Annotated in this window: 16 protein-coding genes; 12 read left to right on the top strand and 4 right to left on the bottom strand. The window is 64.8% G+C overall.

Annotated features, from left to right (window positions below):
• Positions 1–120 precede the first annotated feature (120 nt).
• From NCS00_RS19600 to NCS00_RS19585, 3 genes are all read left to right on the top strand, one after another.
• Positions 121–1,485, top strand: a complete 1,365-nt coding sequence (locus tag NCS00_RS19600) for an MFS transporter (RefSeq protein WP_250436130.1) — start codon at positions 121–123, stop codon at positions 1,483–1,485.
• Between the two features lie 226 nt (positions 1,486–1,711).
• Positions 1,712–3,250 carry a methyl-accepting chemotaxis protein gene (locus NCS00_RS33370; RefSeq protein ID WP_350029363.1) on the top strand — a complete coding sequence of 513 codons (1,539 nt, stop codon included), beginning with the start codon at positions 1,712–1,714 and terminating at the stop codon, positions 3,248–3,250.
• 155 nt (positions 3,251–3,405) lie between these two features.
• Positions 3,406–3,690, top strand: coding sequence for a hypothetical protein (locus NCS00_RS19585; protein WP_008354392.1), 285 nt, complete (start codon positions 3,406–3,408; stop codon positions 3,688–3,690).
• 45 nt (positions 3,691–3,735) lie between these two features.
• Here NCS00_RS19585 and NCS00_RS19580 read toward each other — a convergent pair whose 3' ends face one another.
• Positions 3,736–4,170: a VOC family protein gene (locus tag NCS00_RS19580; RefSeq protein ID WP_008354393.1), complete on the bottom strand. Its 435-nt coding sequence runs from the start codon at positions 4,168–4,170 to the stop codon at positions 3,736–3,738.
• A gap of 117 nt (positions 4,171–4,287) precedes the next feature.
• On the opposite strand from NCS00_RS19580, the gene NCS00_RS19575 reads away from it, so the two are divergent.
• Positions 4,288–5,214 carry a LysR family transcriptional regulator gene (locus NCS00_RS19575; RefSeq protein WP_008354394.1) on the top strand — a complete coding sequence of 309 codons (927 nt, stop codon included), beginning with the start codon at positions 4,288–4,290 and terminating at the stop codon, positions 5,212–5,214.
• A 35-nt stretch (positions 5,215–5,249) separates the two neighbouring features.
• Entirely contained in the window at positions 5,250–6,380 is a 1,131-nt protein-coding gene (locus NCS00_RS19570) for an FUSC family protein (RefSeq protein ID WP_250436129.1), read from the top strand.
• 6 nt (positions 6,381–6,386) lie between these two features.
• Here the strand turns inward: NCS00_RS19570 and NCS00_RS19565 are convergent, their stop codons facing one another.
• Positions 6,387–8,270, bottom strand: coding sequence for a PAS domain-containing hybrid sensor histidine kinase/response regulator (locus NCS00_RS19565; protein WP_175982860.1), 1,884 nt, complete (start codon positions 8,268–8,270; stop codon positions 6,387–6,389).
• 357 nt (positions 8,271–8,627) lie between these two features.
• On the opposite strand from NCS00_RS19565, the gene NCS00_RS19560 reads away from it, so the two are divergent.
• A complete protein-coding gene (locus tag NCS00_RS19560) occupies positions 8,628–8,855 on the top strand; it encodes a hypothetical protein (RefSeq protein WP_008354398.1) in 228 nt (75 codons plus the stop codon).
• A 55-nt stretch (positions 8,856–8,910) separates the two neighbouring features.
• On the opposite strand, the gene NCS00_RS19555 is transcribed toward NCS00_RS19560, so the two are convergent.
• Positions 8,911–10,428 carry an MDR family MFS transporter gene (locus NCS00_RS19555; protein WP_250440771.1) on the bottom strand — a complete coding sequence of 506 codons (1,518 nt, stop codon included), beginning with the start codon at positions 10,426–10,428 and terminating at the stop codon, positions 8,911–8,913.
• A gap of 455 nt (positions 10,429–10,883) precedes the next feature.
• Here NCS00_RS19555 and NCS00_RS19550 point away from each other — a divergent pair, with 455 nt between their 5' ends.
• Positions 10,884–12,233, top strand: coding sequence for a sensor histidine kinase (locus NCS00_RS19550; RefSeq protein ID WP_250440770.1), 1,350 nt, complete (start codon positions 10,884–10,886; stop codon positions 12,231–12,233).
• Between the two features lie 177 nt (positions 12,234–12,410).
• Positions 12,411–13,094 carry a response regulator transcription factor gene (locus NCS00_RS19545; protein ID WP_033536934.1) on the top strand — a complete coding sequence of 228 codons (684 nt, stop codon included), beginning with the start codon at positions 12,411–12,413 and terminating at the stop codon, positions 13,092–13,094.
• A 24-nt stretch (positions 13,095–13,118) separates the two neighbouring features.
• Here the strand turns inward: NCS00_RS19545 and NCS00_RS19540 are convergent, their stop codons facing one another.
• Positions 13,119–13,313, bottom strand: a complete 195-nt coding sequence (locus NCS00_RS19540; protein WP_008354402.1) for a DUF3563 family protein — start codon at positions 13,311–13,313, stop codon at positions 13,119–13,121.
• A 279-nt stretch (positions 13,314–13,592) separates the two neighbouring features.
• Here NCS00_RS19540 and NCS00_RS19535 point away from each other — a divergent pair, with 279 nt between their 5' ends.
• The 4 genes from NCS00_RS19535 to NCS00_RS19520 all read left to right on the top strand — a co-directional run bounded on the left by NCS00_RS19535 (position 13,593) and on the right by NCS00_RS19520 (position 17,281).
• Positions 13,593–13,958, top strand: a complete 366-nt coding sequence (locus NCS00_RS19535) for a hypothetical protein (protein ID WP_008354403.1) — start codon at positions 13,593–13,595, stop codon at positions 13,956–13,958.
• A gap of 82 nt (positions 13,959–14,040) precedes the next feature.
• Complete coding sequence (dinB, locus tag NCS00_RS19530; protein ID WP_250440769.1) at positions 14,041–15,219, top strand: DNA polymerase IV; 1,179 nt, start codon at positions 14,041–14,043, stop codon at positions 15,217–15,219.
• A gap of 113 nt (positions 15,220–15,332) precedes the next feature.
• Positions 15,333–16,229, top strand: coding sequence for a TauD/TfdA dioxygenase family protein (locus tag NCS00_RS19525; RefSeq protein WP_250440768.1), 897 nt, complete (start codon positions 15,333–15,335; stop codon positions 16,227–16,229).
• Between the two features lie 29 nt (positions 16,230–16,258).
• The gene (locus tag NCS00_RS19520; RefSeq protein WP_008354407.1) at positions 16,259–17,281 is read left to right on the top strand and encodes an ABC transporter substrate-binding protein; all 1,023 of its coding nucleotides are present in this window, start codon (positions 16,259–16,261) and stop codon (positions 17,279–17,281) included.
• The last annotated feature ends 42 nt before the right edge of the window (positions 17,282–17,323 follow it).

Here is a 17,323-nt window from a genome sequence, read left to right as displayed (position 1 = left end):
CATGCGGTTTGACCGGGGTTCGCTGCTCGCACGACAACAACAAGAACGGCGGCGGGAAGCGGTTTCAGTTCCGGGACGCGGCCTTGCGAGGCGCGCGCCCATCACCGAAAAGGGAATGAAGTGAGTAGAAGTCCTGCCGTGAACGTACAGACGTTCATCAACGAGCATCCGTTCTCGCCGTTTCAGTGGCTCATCTTCGTGATGTGCTTCGTGATCGTGCTGCTGGACGGTTTCGATACCGCCGCGATCGGCTTTATCGCGCCGTCGCTCGTCGCCGAATGGCATATCAGCCGTCCGGCGCTCGCGCCCGTCTTGAGCGCCGCGCTGTTCGGCCTGGCCGCGGGCGCGCTGTTGTCCGGGCCGCTGTCCGACAAGCTCGGCCGCCGCGCGATGTTGCTTTCGTCGGTGCTGATCTTCGGCGTCGCGTGTCTCGCGTCGGCGTTCTCGGCCGACCTCACGCAATTGACGACGCTGCGCTTCATCACCGGCCTGGGGCTGGGCGCCGCGATGCCGAACGCCGTCACGATGATGAGCGAGTTCTGTCCGGACAGCCGCCGCGCGACGCTCATCAATCTGATGTTCTGCGGCTTTCCGCTCGGCGCGGCGTTCGGCGGCTTTCTCGCCGCGTGGATGATTCCGCAGTTCGGCTGGCGCAGCGTGCTGATGCTCGGCGGCATCGCGCCGCTCGTGCTGTCGGTGCTGTTGATCGTCACGTTGCCGGAATCGGTGCGCTACATGGTGGCGAAGTCGAAGCCCGTCGAGAAGATTCGCGCGACGCTCGCCCGCATTTCGTCCGACGCGATGAACGCCGGCTCGTTCTTCATGACCGAGGCCGCGCCCGCCGCGACGGGACAGAGCGGCATCAGCGTGGTGCTGTCGCGCTCGTATCTCGTCGGCTCGATCATGCTGTGGCTCACGTATTTCATGGGCCTCGTGATCTTCTACGCGTCGATCAACTGGATGCCGATTCTGCTGAAGGAGTCGGGCCTGCCGCCGCAAAAGGCGACGCTCATTTCCGCATTGTTCCCGCTCGGCGGCGTCGGCGCGGTGCTGTGCGGCGTGCTGATGGACAAGTTCAACGCGAACCGCATCATCGCGGCGTGCTACGCGCTGACCGCCGTGAGCGTGTATCTGATCGGCCAGGCGGCGGGCAATGTCGGCATGCTCGTGCTGGTCGTGTTTGTCGCGGGCGTGCTGATGAACACCGCGCAATCGTCGATGCCCGCGCTCGCCGCGGCGTTCTATCCGACGCAAGGGCGCGGAACGGGCGTCGCGTGGATGCTCGGCATCGGGCGCTTCGGGGGCATCGCGGGATCGTTCCTCGTCGCCGAGCTGACGCGTCTGCATTTCACGTTCGGCGGCATCTTCGCGACGATCGCGGTGGCGGGCATCGTTTCGGCGGTCGCGCTGCTCATCAAGCAGGCCGCGCATCCGCAAACGGCGATGGCGAGCGACCTGAAATCGACAGAGCCGGTCGGGCACTGAAGCAGCATGGACCGACGCCCCGCATGACTTCGGTCATGCGGGGCGTTTTGCTTTGTGCGCCGCGTTCCGCGCCTCAAGATTCGACGCGCCTTGCCGTTAAATTGCACGCAGCTTTCGATAACGACGCGGCGTCGCACCCGCTCACGCAAACGTAAAATCGCCCGCGATCGGAAGCCGCAAAGCGAGCGCCTGCCCCGGCGCGTCCATCGGCTATTACAACCAGATCGTGAAAAAACTTTCTTTCAAGACCAAGCTCATGAGCATCGTGGGCTTCGTATGGCTCAGTCTGATTCTTCTGTGCGCGCTCAACGCGATCTCCACGAAACATTCGCTGATGAACAACCGCGAAGGCGCGCTCGCCGAACAGGTTCAGTCGGCGGCGAGCGTCGTCAGGTTCTATGTGAAGCAGGCGCAAAGCGGCGCGCTGCCCGAAGACGAAGCGAAGAAACGCGCGATCGCGAGCGTGCGCGCGATCCGCTACGGCACGAGCGGCTATGTCGGCATCATCGATTCGAAGATGTGGCAGGTGCTCGATCCGCCGCGTCCGCACTCCGAGGGCAAGATCAACGATTTCGTCGATAGCACGGGCAAGCACTTCACCGCTGAGATCGTCAAGCACGGTCTCGACGGCTCGCATATCACGACGTATTCGTATCCGAAACCGGGCGAGCAGGAACCGCTGCCCAAGGTCACGTACGGTGATTACGTGCAGGAATGGGACTGGCACGTCTACACGGGCGCGTGGATCGACGACATCGATCGCGCCTTCCATGCCATCGTGCTCAAGTCGCTCCTGCTGATCGGCGTGATCGGCGCGGCGCTGACGGTCGCGATGACGCTCATCATCCGCGGCGTGCTGAAGAGCATCGGCGGCGACCCGCGCGATGCGGCCGTCGTCTGCCAGCGCATCGCGGCCGGCGATCTCGCGCAGACCGTGCAAGTGCAGCGCGGCGACGATTCGAGCCTCATGCATTCGATGCATACGATGCAATCGCGCCTCACGCAGACGATCGCGCAGATCAAGCTCGTCGCGGACGGCATCACGGCGGCGTCGCGCGAAATCGCGGACGGCCATCACGATCTTTCGTCGCGCACGGAAGAGCAGGCCGCGTCGCTCGCGCAAACGGCGTCGAGCATGGAAGAGCTCACGTCGACCGTGCGTCTGAACTCCGATAACGCCGGCGAAGCGTGCCAGCTCGCGGCGAGCGCATCGTCGACGGTGGAAAGCGGCAGCGGCGTCGTGCTCGGCGTCGTCGCGACGATGGACAAGATCGCGGGCAGCTCGGAGAAGATCGTCGACATCATCGGCGTGATCGAAGGCATCGCGTTTCAGACCAACATCCTCGCGTTGAACGCGGCCGTCGAAGCGGCGCGTGCGGGCGAGCACGGGCGCGGCTTCGCGGTGGTCGCATCGGAAGTGCGGGCGCTCGCGCAGCGCTGCGCGGCGGCCGCGAAGGATGTGAAGACGCTCATCGACGAATCGGTGACGAACGTCACGGCGGGGCAAGACCTCGCGCAGCAATCCGGCGACACGATGAAGCAGATTCTCACGTCCGTTTCGCGCGTGACCGACATCATGAACGAGATCTCGTCGGCGTCGACGCAGCAGACGCAGGGCATCGAGCAGGTCGGCGTCGCGATCGTGCAGATGGACGCGGTCACGCAGCAGAACGCCGCGCTCGTCGAACAGGCGACGGCCGCCGCCGCCGCGCTCGCGACGCAGGCCGAAGAGCTGAAGCGCGCCATCGCGGTCTTCAAAACCTGACACGAAGACGCGAAGACGTTGGCGAATCGTCAGACCTTGGCATGTCGCGTGCTGACTCCTGACGTGCGAACGGCCGCTCGCGTGAAGCGCGGCGGCCAGCAGGCAGAACAAGCCGTGAGCATCGCATTTCGCAACCGCCAACAGGAGTCTTCGATATGAAACGTTTCGCCCTTTCCGCCGCTGCCGGCGCTTTCGCGCTGGTGTGCGCGTCCGCTTTCGCGCAGGACAATCCGCCGAGCTCGAACACGGGCCTGCAGGCCGGCGACAACGCGCAGACCACGACGCAGCCCGCGCAGCCGAACGCGCACGCGCACAAATCGACGCATTCGAAGAAGACGCACAAGAGCACGATGAACTCGGGTCCGTCCACGCAACCGGGCGGCACCGCGACGCCGAGCGGTCCGGGCGCGCCGGTCAGCGCGAGCGGCTCCGGCCAGTAAAGCGCGCTGCAATGACGAACGGGACGCCGCGCGGCGTCCCGTTTTTTATTTCGCGAAGAGCGACGACATATCGGCGAACGCTTTGATCTCGACGGCATTGCCCGACGGATCGAGGAAGAACATCGTCGCCTGTTCGCCGACTTCGCCCTTGAAGCGCACATGCGGCTCGATGATGAAGCGCGTGCCCGCCGCGCGCAGCTTGTCGGCGAGCTCGTTCCACTGCGGTATGGACAGCACCACGCCGAAGTGGCGCACCGGCACGGCGTCGCCATCGACCGCGCTCGTCGTGCGATGTCCGCATTCCTCCGGCGCGAGATGCGCGACGATCTGATGGCCGTAGAAATCGAAATCCACCCATGCGTCGGAGCTGCGGCCTTCCGGGCAGCCGAGCAGTTCGCCGTAGAACTCGCGCGCGGCCGCGAGGCTATGAACGGGAAACGCGAGATGGAACGGCGGCATGGCGTGCTGGGTCGTGCTCATGGAGTTGAGTCCTTCAATCGACGTTCATGGGAACTGGAACCAAAGTTTATTAATAAATATTTGTGTTGAAAAACGATATATTTCTGGAGTCAGCCCAAATATTTTCGATGAATCGACATGCTGCGCGAACTCCGGACTTTCATCGCGGTGGCGCGCCACGGCACTTTCGCGGGTGCCGGTGCGCAGATCGGCCTCACGCAATCGGCCGTGAGCGCGCAGATGCAGCGCCTCGAAGCGCATCTCGGCGCGAAGCTGTTCGACAGGACGGGCCGCTCCGCGACGCTCAACAAGGCCGGCAAGCGCACGCTCGAACTCGCCGATGAACTGATCGCGCTGTACGCGCGCCTCGCTGAGCCGGAAGGCGAGGACGGGCGCGGCGGCTCGCTTTCGGTGGGCGCTATCGCGTCGGCGCATGCGGCGCTTTTGCCCGATGCCATCGGCGCGTTCCGGCGCATGCTGCCGGCGTGGCGCATCCGGCTCGTGCCGGGCGTGTCGCTCAATCTGCTCGCAAGCGTCGATGCAGGCGAGATGGACATGGCCGTGATGATCCGCCCGCCGTTTTCGCTGCCCGCGGAACTGCAATGGCGCACGCTCGCCGTCGAGCCGTTCGTGCTGCTCGTGCCTGCCGCGAAGAAGGGCGCCGACTGGCGCGCGCTGATCGAATCGGAGCCGTTCATCCGATACGACCGGCGCTCGTTCGGCGGCCGGCAAGTCGACATGTTTCTGACGAAGCGCCGCATCGCCGTGCGCGATTCGATCGAGGTCGACGAGCTGCCGGGCATCGCGCAACTGGTGGCGCGCGGGCTGGGCGTGGCGCTCGTGCCGGTATCGGACGGCATCGGCGCGTGGCCGCGCGGCGCGGTCGCGCTCGATCTCGGCGGCGACACGTTTCATCGCGAGATCGGGCTTGTGGAGCGCGCGCGGCGCGTGCGCGCGGACGAGCCGGATGCGGCGGCGCGCCTCGCGGGCTGCATCGTCGAAGCGGCGCAGCGCGGCGGGCCGATTGCGGCCGTCAAACGCGCGCGCAGGCGCAACGCGTCCTAGAATGCGTGGCAGGTGCGTTACCTGTGGGGAAGCCAATGGATGACGAGCAGCCCATCGGCGACGCGAAAGCGCGTCTCGCGGATTCGTCGCTGACGATCGTGCAAGCGCTCGTGCAGCGCGTGCAGGCCGTGCTCGCGTGGCTCGATCGCGTCGATCCGGGCACGCATCGGCGCATCAAGGGATTGCGGCTCGTGACCGCGTACGGGCTGGCGGCGGCGCTCGGCGCGCTGCAGGACGTGACGCAAAGCGTGCCGGCGGGTGTGTCGGTGGGCGCGCTCGCGGGCGGCTTCGCGCTGTGGGCGAGCGTGTCCGAGGCGCGCACGACGCGTTTGGAGTCGAGCCGCGATCTCGTCATTCTGTGCGTCGCGGCTGCGTTCGGCGCGTTCACCTTCACGTTTTTTGCGCCGATGCTTCGTGAAACCGGACGCGGCGGCGCCGAGCTGATTCTCGTGACGGGCGCGTTCCTCGCGGGCTATCTGAAGCGCTTCGGGATGACGGGCGCGGGCGTCGGCTCGCAGCTCTATATCGGCCAGCTCCTCGCTTACGGGATGGATCTGCGCCCCGGCGATTCCTGGGCGATCCTGCTCGCGTTACTGATCGGCATGCTCGCGGCGATCGTGCCGCGCGTGCTGAGCGGACCGGCCGAGCATCCGGTCGTGCTGCCCGCGCTGGCGTCGGAGCCCGCTTACGGCCGGGACGCGATCTCGCCCGCCTTCGCGATGGGTCTGCAGGCGGCGTGCGGCGCGCTCGTCGTCGTGGCGTTGAATCGCCTGTTCGGGCTCGCGGAATCGGCGTGGGCGATCACGGCTTGCGTGTATGTCGTCGCGACGTCGGCGGTCGGGACGGCGGAGCGCGTACGGCGGCGCATCTACGGGACGCTTGTCGGCGTGCCGATCGGCATCGTGTGTCTGCCGCTCGCGGAACATTGGCCGCTCGTCGTGTGGATTCTGTCCGCGTTCGCGATGATCGCCTATGCGATGGCGCTGCCGGAGCGATACGACATCGCGTGCGGCGCGTTCGCGTTCGTGCTCATCGTGACGCTCGCGGCGAGCGGCGTGCATTCGCTCGAACTGCTGACGGCGCGCGCGTGGGAAACGCTGCTCGGCGGCGCGCTGGGGCTGATCGCGTCGCGGGTGATTTTTCCGTTGCGGGTGGTGAGGGCGTGATCGCCCTCACCGCTTCGCCACCTCCTCCAGCAACCGGTCCAGCACGTCGAAATCCACCGGCTTCACCAGATGCGCGTCGAAGCCCGCCTGCGCGGAGCGTTCCTTGTCGCTGTCCTGTCCGAAGCCCGTCATCGCGACCACCGTCGCACGCCCGATGAGCCGCTGCGAGCGCAGCGCGCGCAGCACCGCGTGACCGTCCATGTCGGGCAAGGCGAGATCGAGCAGAATCAGTTGCGGCGGGAAATGGCGGATCACGTCGAGTCCTTCCTTGCCGTGATACGCGGTACGCACGTCGTGGCCTTTCATCTGCAAGAGCAGCGCGAGGCTGTCGGCGGAATCCTGGTTGTCGTCGATCACGACGATGCGCAGGCCGCCGCCCGTGCCTAGCGTCGCAGTCTGCGCGAGCACGCGATGCGGCCGCGGCGCATCGTGGTCGGACGCGTAAGGCAGGCGCACGACGAACGTGCTGCCCTGATTCGGTCCGGCGCTCGCCGCGCTGATCGACCCCCCGTGCATCTCGACGATCGACCGGCACAGCGTCAGCCCGATGCCGAGGCCCGCCTCGCCGGGATTGAGATAGTGATCCTCCTGCACGAACAGATCGAAGATGGACGTGAGACCCTTCTGCGAGATGCCGCGCCCCTTGTCGATCACTTTCAGCAGCAGCGCTGTCGCCTCGCGCTCGACTTCGACGCGGATCGTGCTGGCGCGCGGCGAGAACTTCGACGCGTTGTTCAACAGGTTCTGCACGACCTGCACGAGCCGCGTGATGTCGCCCATCACATGAACGGGCTCGGACGGCAGCTTGCTGACGACGTTCTGCGCGCGTTCGTCGGTGAACGGATGCACGAGTTCGATGCTGCGCGCGACGATCTCGCTCACGTCCACGCGCGTCATGCGCAGATCGATCTTGCCGGTCGTGATGCGGCCCATGTCGAGCAGATCGTCGACGAGCCGGCCGAGATGCGAAGTCTGTCTGTCGATGATGTCGCGGCATGCGGCGATGCGTTCCGGCACGTCGCTTTCCATCTGCATCACGCCGATCGCATTGCGCACCGGCGCGAGCGGATTGCGCAACTCGTGCGCGAGCGTTGCGAGAAACTCGCTGATGCGCCGCGACGACACTTCGAGCTGATCGAGGCGCTTTCTGTCGCTCATGTCGCGCGTGACCTTCGCGAAGCCGCGCAGCACGCGATGCTCGTCGTACACCGCGTTGATCACCACGTTCGCCCAGAAGAGCGAGCCGTCCTTGCGCACGCGCCAGCCTTCGCTCTCCACGCGGCCCGTGCGGATCGCGGTCTGCAGTTCGATCTCGGGGAGGTTGGCTTCGAGATCCTCGGGGCAATAGAACATCGAAAAGTGCTTGCCCAGGATCTCCGACGGCTGATAACCCTTGATTCGCATCGCGCCCGTATTCCAGCTTGCGATATGGCCGGCCGGATCGAGCATGAAGATCGCGTAATCGCTGACGCTTTCCACGAGCAGACGAAAGCGCTCTTCCGAGAGCCGCAGCTTCTCTTCCTCGGCGCGCTTCGCGGTGAGATCGCGCGTGTACTTCGCGTAGCCGATGATCTCGCCCTGCGTATTGCGCGCCGCCGTGATGACGACATTGGCCCAGAACAGCGTGCCGTCCTTGCGCACGCGCCAGCCTTCGTCCTCGAAGCGCCCGGTCGCGTAGGCCTGCTTCAGCTCGTACTCGGGCCAGCCGCGCGCCACCGATTCCGCCGTGTAAAAGCGCGACAGATGCTGTCCGATGATTTCGTGCGCCTCATAGCCCTTGATCTTGCGCGCGCCCTTGTTCCAGCTCGTGATGCGGCCGCTCAGGTCGAGCATGAAGATCGCGCAGTCTTCGATCGCATCGACGAGCGCGTGATACTGCGGCTCGCTCATGGCGGGCTCGGATGGCGCGTGGCGGGCGAGGTCGAGGGGCGAGTCGGCTTTAGGTCTGGTCATGGTTCGGGTGGTCGGCGCAGCGGCGGACGTTTCCTGGACAAAAGGTCCGCCGACGCCACAGTCTACCCGGAGCCCCGGCATCGCTGCCATGCCTTTAGTGAGCGTAGCTATCGGCGTGCCGGGCCGCGAAACGGCGCGCGGCGGTCGCACCACCCGTTTTCAGCCGTGCTTTTGGAGGGATTTCAACGCCGATGCACGCACGTAGACTGCGTTCACATTTCAGAAGGTCGGTGCTGGGCAGGCAGTGCGACGAGGCCGATGAAGTGGATTCGTGAAACCCTCAGGAGCACTACCATGACCGGCAATCTCAAAGGCATCATCTTCGTCGCGGCGCTCGCATGCGCTTCCTACGCGCTCGCAAGCGGATACGGCCCCGCGCCGCACTATTCGCCGATGGAAGGCGCGCCCGTCTCGCAGCAAGGCATGAACATGCAGACGATCGCGCAGGACGCTCAGCCAGGCAACGATGCAGGCGCCGGGAAGGCGAAGCAGGACAGCCCGCTCATTCAGGCGCAGGATTGAGCGCTTTTTGCATGAGACCGCGTTCCGCCGGTCGTCTCGGCGGGACGCGGCGCGTTCAATGAAACGCCTGATTTGCGGCGTTTTTCGCATCGGCCGCGCCGACCGTCTCGACCGTGCCCTTCGCGCGCCCGATGTCGATCTTTGGCATGAACAGCATCGAAATCACGGTGCCTAGCGCGATCACGAACATCGCCGTGAAGGTCAGATGCAGCGAATGGTGCAGCACGAGGCGAATCTCGTTGTTCATCGCGAAGTCGCCGGGCACCGACGACAGCAGTTGCTTCAGCTGATCCGCATGAACGGGCGGCAGGCCGGCCGTGTGCGTGAGGCCGTAGTTCTGCACCGCGCCGAACACGGCTGCACCGAGCGTATTGCCGAGGTTGCGCGAAAAGAGGTTCGATGCCGTCGCGCTGCCGCGTTCCATCGGCTGCACGATTTCCTGTATCAGGATGAGGCAGGACACGCTCGTGATGCCCATGCCGAAGCCCAGCACCGCCGAGCCGACGCCCGCCCAGACCGGGCTCGATTGCGGACCGAGCAGCACGAACGGCAACGCGCCCAGCGGAATGAAGACCGGGCCGATCATCAACAGACGCCTCAGGCCGATGCGGCTGAACGCGCGCGACGTGAAAGTGGCGCCGCTCGGCCAGCCGATCATCATCATCGTGAGCGCGAGGCCCGCTTCCACCGGCGTGCGATGCATCACGCCCTGCACGTACATCGGCAGGAAAGTGGTGAGGCCCATCATCGCCATGCCGGCGAGGACCGTCGCGACGTTGCTCGCGGCAATCGGCCGATGCGACCACAGCCTGAACGAGATCATCGGATCGGCGGCGCGGCGCTCCTGAATCACGAAGCACACGATCGCGAGCACGAACACGCCGATCTCCACGCCGACGCGCGCATTGCTCGCGTGGCCGGCGTCGGTGAGCGCCATCATCAGCGCGGCGACGGCGGCGGTGAAGAAGAACGCGCCCGCGAGATCGATCGCCGGACGGTCGTGGCGCTTTTCCTCGTGCAGAAAGAGCGTGAAAAGCAGCGCGGCCAGTATGCCGATCGGCACGTTGATCCAGAAGATCCACGCCCACGAGAACTGGCGAATCAGCAGGCCGCCCACCATCGGCCCGAGCACGGCGGACACGGCCCACACGCTCGCGAGATAGCCCTGCACCTTGCCGCGCTCGCGCGCCGGATAGAGATCGCCGACGACCGTCAGCGCGACCGGCAGGATCGCGCCCGCGCCGACGCCCTGAATCAGCCGGAAGACGATCATCGCGGGCATCGACCACGCGAAGCCCGCGAGCACCGAGCCGATCAGAAAGATCGCGATGCCCGCGAGGATCGCCGGCTTGCGGCCGTAGAGATCGGCGAGCTTGCCGAACACGACCGTGAGCGCCGTCTGCGTGAGCAGGAACGACGAGAACACCCAGCTATACAGATTGAGGCCCCCGAGCTGCGTCGCGATTTGCGGCATCGCGGTGGAGACGATGGTGGCTTCGATCGCGACCATGGCCATCGAGGCCATCACCGCGCCGATGACGAGGGGACGGACGGTTTTGCTGTGCTGTGACATGCGGGCAGGAAGGCATATCGCCCGCCGCGCGTACGAGACAACGATGCGCGCAGACGGGCCATGCTCGAAAAATGAAGATGCGGCGGCGACGCCCCGGCTTGCGGATTCCTTGCAGCCGAAGCAATGTCGCCGATGAAAAAGCGCCGGATGCAATGTTATCCCGCCGCGCGAATCGCTGCTCGATGCGCATTTGCGCGCTCATTCAACGCTAATTCTTCGGGCCTACCTTCTGTACGTGGACGGGCAGCATGCTTCCCCGAGCAATCCGGCGGCCCGTTTCACGTATTCTCCTCAGCCCTTGGCGCCGGCCGTGATTCGGACCGGCGCATTTTTTTCCGCGCTTACGCGCATCTGCCACGCACATGTCGTCTTTCAGACCGAAATCCCCGGGAATGTCGCCTAAAATCGAACGGGCTGCAGCTTTGCCCCGTTCCCTTCCGAAGCGGCGGACTCGCATGATCAAATCACTGAAGAATCAGCTGGTGCTCGCGCTCGGGCTGCTCGTCAGCGTGATCGGCGTCGTGCAGGGCGTGAGTTCGTATCAGTTGAGCAAGACCGGCATGAGCGCGCTGCTCGACATGCGGCTCGAACAAGTGGCGGCGCGTCTGCGCGACGGACTCGCCGACAGCCTGCCGAAAAATCCCGCACGCGGCACGCAGGACGAGCGCGATGTCGTCGCCGTGGTGTGGAAGCCGGGCGAGGCGCTGCCTTTCCGCACGACCGACCCATCGCTGCACTTTCCGCGCGACGCGCAGCCGGGTTTTTCCGGCGTCGACGTCAACGGCGAGCATTGGCGCATGTTCACGCGCCAGGAGCCGACGATGACGATCCAGGTCGCGCAGCGCTCGTCGATCCGGCGCGAAATCACGCAGGAAGCCGCGACGCAAACGCTCTGGCCGATCGCGGTGCTTTTGCCGCTCGTGTGGATCGCGGTCGCGCTCGTCGTGCGGCGCTCGCTGCGTCAGTTGAACGAGCTGGGCGAGGAAGTCCGCGCCATCGACATGGGTCATCTGCAGCCGCTGCCGACCGTCGGCGTGCCCACGGAAATCGCGCCCTTCATCCATTCGATCAACACGATGATCGAGCGCCTCGCGACATCGATCGAGAAGGAGCGCAAGTTCATCGCCGATGCCGCGCACGAATTGCGCACGCCGCTCACCGCGCTGCAGCTTCAGGCCGACAATCTCGCGCCGCATATCTATCCCGGCAATCAGGAGCGCTTTCAGGAGTTGCGCAAGGGCATCGCGCGCAGCGGCAAGCTGATTACGCAACTCTTGCGGATGGCGCGCGCCGATGCGCCGATGAACGGCGCGCCGCTCGCGCGCGTGAACATCGCGGACGTGGTCACGGCCGCCGTCGCCGACGTGCTGCCGATCGCCTTGTCGCGCGGCATGGATATCGGCGCGGAGGAAATGGTGAACGCGCACGTGCGCGCGGTGGAAACCGACATCGGCATGGCGGTGAAGAATCTCGTGTCGAACGCGGTGCGCTATACGCCCGATGGCGGCACCATCGACCTGCGCACGCGGCGCGATGGCGACATGGTCTGGATCGATGTCGTCGACACGGGGCCGGGCATCGACGAAGCCTTGCTGCCGCGCGTGTTCGACCGCTTTTTCCGCGCGAATCCGGACATCGAGGGCAGCGGGCTGGGGCTGTCGATCGTGAAGGCGATTGCCGCGCGTTACGGCGGCGACGTGACGCTCGAAAATCGCAGCGACGGGCGCTCGGGCATCGTCGCTTCGATCGGTTTTCCGGTCGAGGAAGTGAGCGAAAGCGTGCCATCGCCCGCGTTGAACCTTTAGTGTTTTGCGCGCTGTTTTCCGCCGATTACAATGCATTCGCTGCGTGGCGCGAAGCGATCGTCGCCGGTCAGTAGAACACTCAAAATGACCGGTCGTGCGTTTTCCGTTTTCCCAGATCCTTCGGGCCGCATTCCGGGCGCGTGGCGCGCGCCATTCTCGCGGGACGCGGGGTGGAACATGCGAATTCTTCTGATCGAAGACGACGTGCAGATCGGCACGAGCCTGATGCGTGCGCTCAAGGACGCCGATTACGCCGTCGATTGGGTCCGCGACGGCAACGCGGGCCGCGAGGCGATCAACGCCGCCGAGTACACCGTCGTGCTGCTCGATCTCGGCTTGCCGGGCATGACGGGCATCGAACTCTTGCGGCAGGCGCGCACGTCCGGCAACGCGACGCCGGTGCTGATCCTCACCGCGCGCGACGATCTCGACACACGCGTCCAGGGCCTCGATCTCGGCGCCGACGACTATCTGCTCAAGCCCTTCGACATGCCCGAACTGCTGGCGCGCATCCGCGCGGTGCTGCGCCGCAAGGCGGGCTACGCGGTCTCGCGCCTCGGCGACGATTCGCTCTGCCTCAATCTCGATCAGCGTACGCTTACGTGCGGAGAGACGTCGGGCGTGCTGTCCGCGCGTGAATTCGCGCTGATGCACGCGCTGCTCGAACGTCCCGGCACGATCTTCTCGCGCGATCAACTCGAAGACCGTCTCTACGGCTGGGGCAAGGAAGTGGAGAGCAACGCGGTCGACGTGCTGATCCATTCGGTGCGCAAGAAATTCGGCGCGGGCGTGATCCGCAACGTGCGCGGCCTCGGCTGGACGGTGATGCTCGGCCAGGCCGGCCGCGAGGAAACGAAATAGCGCGCGCGACATCGGCGGCGCGGGTCAATGCTCGTCGTATCGACGGCCGAGCGCGCCGCAAAAATACATGCTGTAGTCGTGATCCTGCGTTTCGATCTGACGCATGCGCCGTTCGAGATCCGCGAGATCGCTCGACGATGCGAGATAGTCGTCGCGGGCTTCCTGCGCGGTGCGGATCGAAAAGAGATGGTCGATGGAGTGAGTGAGACGTTCAAACATGATGTGCTCCCGTCGTTGAATGCAGGCCGATGAGTGGGGCCGACGAAAGCAGGTTATGCGCGCTGAATTAGCAGCGAATGAGAGCGCGAAGCAGCGACTCGCGGCATGCGCGATGCTGCTCTTCGCATGACGAAGCGTTCGCCAACGCACCGTGACGCGGATCACGCTGCGGGGAGGCACTGCCGCGCCGCACCATCCCGTGCTATCTTGTTTTAATAGGGGTTTCATACGGAACTGTGCGCTGTTCGCATTCGTCGATCGTCTCTCGTGAAGGCCGCCATGAACGATGTGTCTCGTACCCTCAGTGCCCGCGACCGCGTCGAGTTGCTGTGCTGGCTCACATGCGGCAGTCTCGGCGCGTATTACCTCAATGGCGACTGGCCGGCGGCTTCGTTTCACGTACAGGCCGCGCACAAGTGGCTCGACCGTCATCAGCGGCTCGCGGACTGGCTGACGGTCGCGAAGCTCGCGGCCATCGCCCGCGACATCGCCACGCAGCATTGCGCGATGCTCGAAGCCGACTGGGCCCGCGACGCCGTCGAGGAAATTCTCGATAGCGAAGACCTCAACTATCAATCGGATGTCGTGCGGCAGGTTTTCGACGATTGCCGCCGCGCGCTCGCGGAAAAGCGCACGCCGGAATGAGCCGGCCATCGCGACGGGCGTCCTCTAGCGCGAACACCTGTATGGATGTACAGTAAGCCATTTTTCTGCTCTCGTCGCCGCGATGGACGCGCTGTCCTTCACATCCGCACCGCGCCGCATCGCGCATCTCGACATGGACGCCTTCTTCGCGTCGGTCGAACTTCTGCGTTATCCGGAATTGCGCGGCATGCCCGTCGTGGTCGGCGGCGGGCGCAGCGCCACGCCTGAAACGTTGCCCGACGGCAGGCGCCGCTTCAAGCGTCTGCGCGATTACGCGGGTCGCGGCGTCGTCACCACGTCTACCTACGAGGCGCGCAAGTTCGGCGTCTTTTCCGCGATGGGCATGATGAAAGCCGCCCAGCTCGCGCCCGACGCAATTCTTCTGCCGACCGATTTCGAGTCCTATCGCCATTATTCGCGGCTTTTCAAGGCGGCCGTCGCGACGTTCACCACGCAGATCGAGAATCGCGGCATCGACGAAATTTATATCGATGTCAGCGATCTACCCGGCGAATCCGCCGAGATCGGCCAGCGCATGAAGGACGCCGTGCACGACGCGACGGGCCTCACCTGCTCGATCTGCATCGCGCCCAACAAGCTGCTCGCGAAGATCGGCTCCGAGCTCGACAAGCCCGACGGTCTCACCATCCTCACGATGGACGATCTGCCAACGCGCATCTGGCCGCTCGCCGCGCGCAAGGTGAACGGCATCGGACCGAAGGCGAACGAGAAGCTCGCGGCGCTCGGCATCGTGACCGTGGGCGATATTGCCGCCGCCGATCCCGGTTTCCTGCAGACGCATTTCGGCCACACGTACGCCGCCTGGCTCGCGCGCATCGCGCAGGGGCAGGACGAGCGGCCTGTCGTCGTCACTTCGACGCCCAAGTCGATGAGCCGCGAGACGACCTTCGAGCGGGACTTTCATCCGAAGCAGGATCGCGCGACGCTTTCCGCCGAGTTCACGGGGCTGTGCACGCGCGTCGCCGAAGACTTGCAGCGCAAGGGCTACGTCGGGCGCACGGTCGGCATCAAGCTGCGTTTCGACGACTTCCGCACCGTGACGCGCGATCTTACCGTGCCCGTCGCGACCGCCGATCCCGTCGAGATTCGCCGCGCCGCGACCGAATGCCTGAAGCGCATCGTGCTCGATCGCCGCATCCGTCTGCTCGGCGTACGCGTCAGCGCGCTCGCCGGGCGCGACGAAAGCGGCTTCGTCGAGCCGGTGCAGGTCGAATTGCCGTTCGATATCGCCGGCGACTGAAGCGCGCCTTATTTCATAGGCGCATAACGTAATCGCAGATGCTTCGTTGCCGCGCGAATCGCCGCGCGTTAGATTGATCGCTTCCCCAAGCTATCGATTGCCATTAGTCCGACGTGACGATTCTCACTGCCCCCATTGCCGAGCACGCTGCCGCCGATCAATCCATCGAGATTCGCCCGTTCGATGCGCCGCTCGGCGCGGAAGTCATCGGGCTCGATCTGTCGAAGCCATTGTCACAAGCCGATTTCGCGCGCATCCATCGCGCGCATCTGGATCATCACGTTCTCGTGTTTCGCGATCAGCGCATCACGCCCGACGAACAGGTCGCGTTCAGCAAGCGCTTCGGTCCGCTGCAGATTCACGTGCTGCATCAGTTCGGGCTCGGGGGGCATCCGGAAGTGCTGATCGTGTCGAACATCGTCGAGAACGGCAAGCCGATCGGTCTCGGCGATGCGGGTCATTTCTGGCATTCCGATCTTTCGTACAAGGACAAGCCGAGTCTCGGCTCGATGCTGCACGCGCAGGAATTGCCCGCGACCGGCGGCGACACGCTGTTCGCGAATCAGCATCTCGCGTGGGACACGCTGCCCGCGCATCTGCGCGATGCAGTCGAAGGCCGCGTCGCCGAACACACCTATCTCGCCAAATACGGCGAGCTGCAAGAGCGCAGTCCGTGGCGTCCGAATCTGTCGGCGGAGCAGATCGCGCAAGTCAAGCCGGTGACGCATCCGATCGTGCGGACGCATCCGGAAACCAAGCGTCGCGCGCTCTTCGTGAGCGAGCATTTCACGACGCGCATCATCGGTCTGCCGGAAGACGAAAGCCGCGCCTTGCTCGCGGAACTCTTCGCGCATAGCACGCAAAGCGAGTTCGTCTATCGCCATCAATGGCGCGAACGCGACATGGTCTTCTGGGACAACCGCTCGGTGATGCATCTCGCCGCCGGCACGCCCGACGATCAGCGCCGCAAGCTCTATCGCACGACCATCGAAGGCGACGCGCCTTTCTAAAAAGCCACTATTTTTACGGGGTTTCATCGATGCATTCTCGAACCGGGAAGGGCGGCGCACGCGCGCTCGTCGCGGCGCTTTCGCTCGCGATCGGCGTCACGTCGGCGAGCGCGCATGCCGAAGGCACGTTGCGCATCGCCGAGCAATTCGGCGTCGTGTATCTGCTGCTCAATGTCGCGCGCGACCAGAAGTTCATCGAGCAGGAAGGCAAGAAGGAAGGGCTCGATATCAAGGTCGACTGGGCGAAGCTGTCGGGCGGATCGAGCGTCAACGATGCGCTGTTGTCCGGCTCGGTCGATATCGCCGCGGCGGGCGTCGGCCCGTTGCTGACGATCTGGGACCGCACGCACGGACGGCAAAACGTGAAGGGCGTCGCGTCGCTCGGCAACTTCCCGTATTACCTCGTATCGAACGATCCGCGCGTAAAAACCATCGCCGATTTCACCGACAAGGATCGCATCGCGGTGCCGGCAGTCGGCGTGTCGGTGCAATCGCGCGTCCTGCAATACGCGGCGGCGAAGCAATGGGGCGACAAGGAATACAACCGCCTCGACAAGCTCACGCAAGCGGTGCCGCATCCGGACGCAGCCGCGGCGCTCATCGCGGGCGGCACGGAGATCAACGCGCACTTCGGCAATCCGCCGTTCCAGCAGCAGGAACTCGCGGGCAATCCAAAAGCGCATATCGTGCTCAATTCATACGATGTGCTCGGCGGCCCCAGTTCCGCGACGGTGCTCTACGCGACCGAGAAATTCCGCAACGAGAATCCGAAGACGTATCGCGCGTTTGTCGCCGGTCTTGCCGATGCCGCGCGCTATATCACGCAACATCCGGAACAAGCCGCCGATATTTATCTGCGCGTGAACAACGCGAAGATCGACCGCGATTTGCTGATCAAGGTGATCAAGGATCCGTCGGTGCAATTCAAGGTCGCGCCGCAAAACACGTTCGGGCTCGCGCAGTTCATGCATCGCGTCGGCGTCATCAAGAACGAGCCGAAGTCGTGGCAGGATTACTTCTTCACCGATCCCGCGACGAAAGACGGAAGCTGACGCCGCTTATCGGCGATTGCGGATTCGATATGCGCAATGATT

The sequence above is a fragment of the Caballeronia sp. AZ1_KS37 genome (assembly GCF_023631165.1).
Lineage (GTDB): Bacteria > Pseudomonadota > Gammaproteobacteria > Burkholderiales > Burkholderiaceae > Caballeronia > Caballeronia zhejiangensis.
The sequence above is the reverse complement of the archived record's forward strand: the minus strand, read 5'-3'. Positions and strand labels throughout refer to the sequence as shown.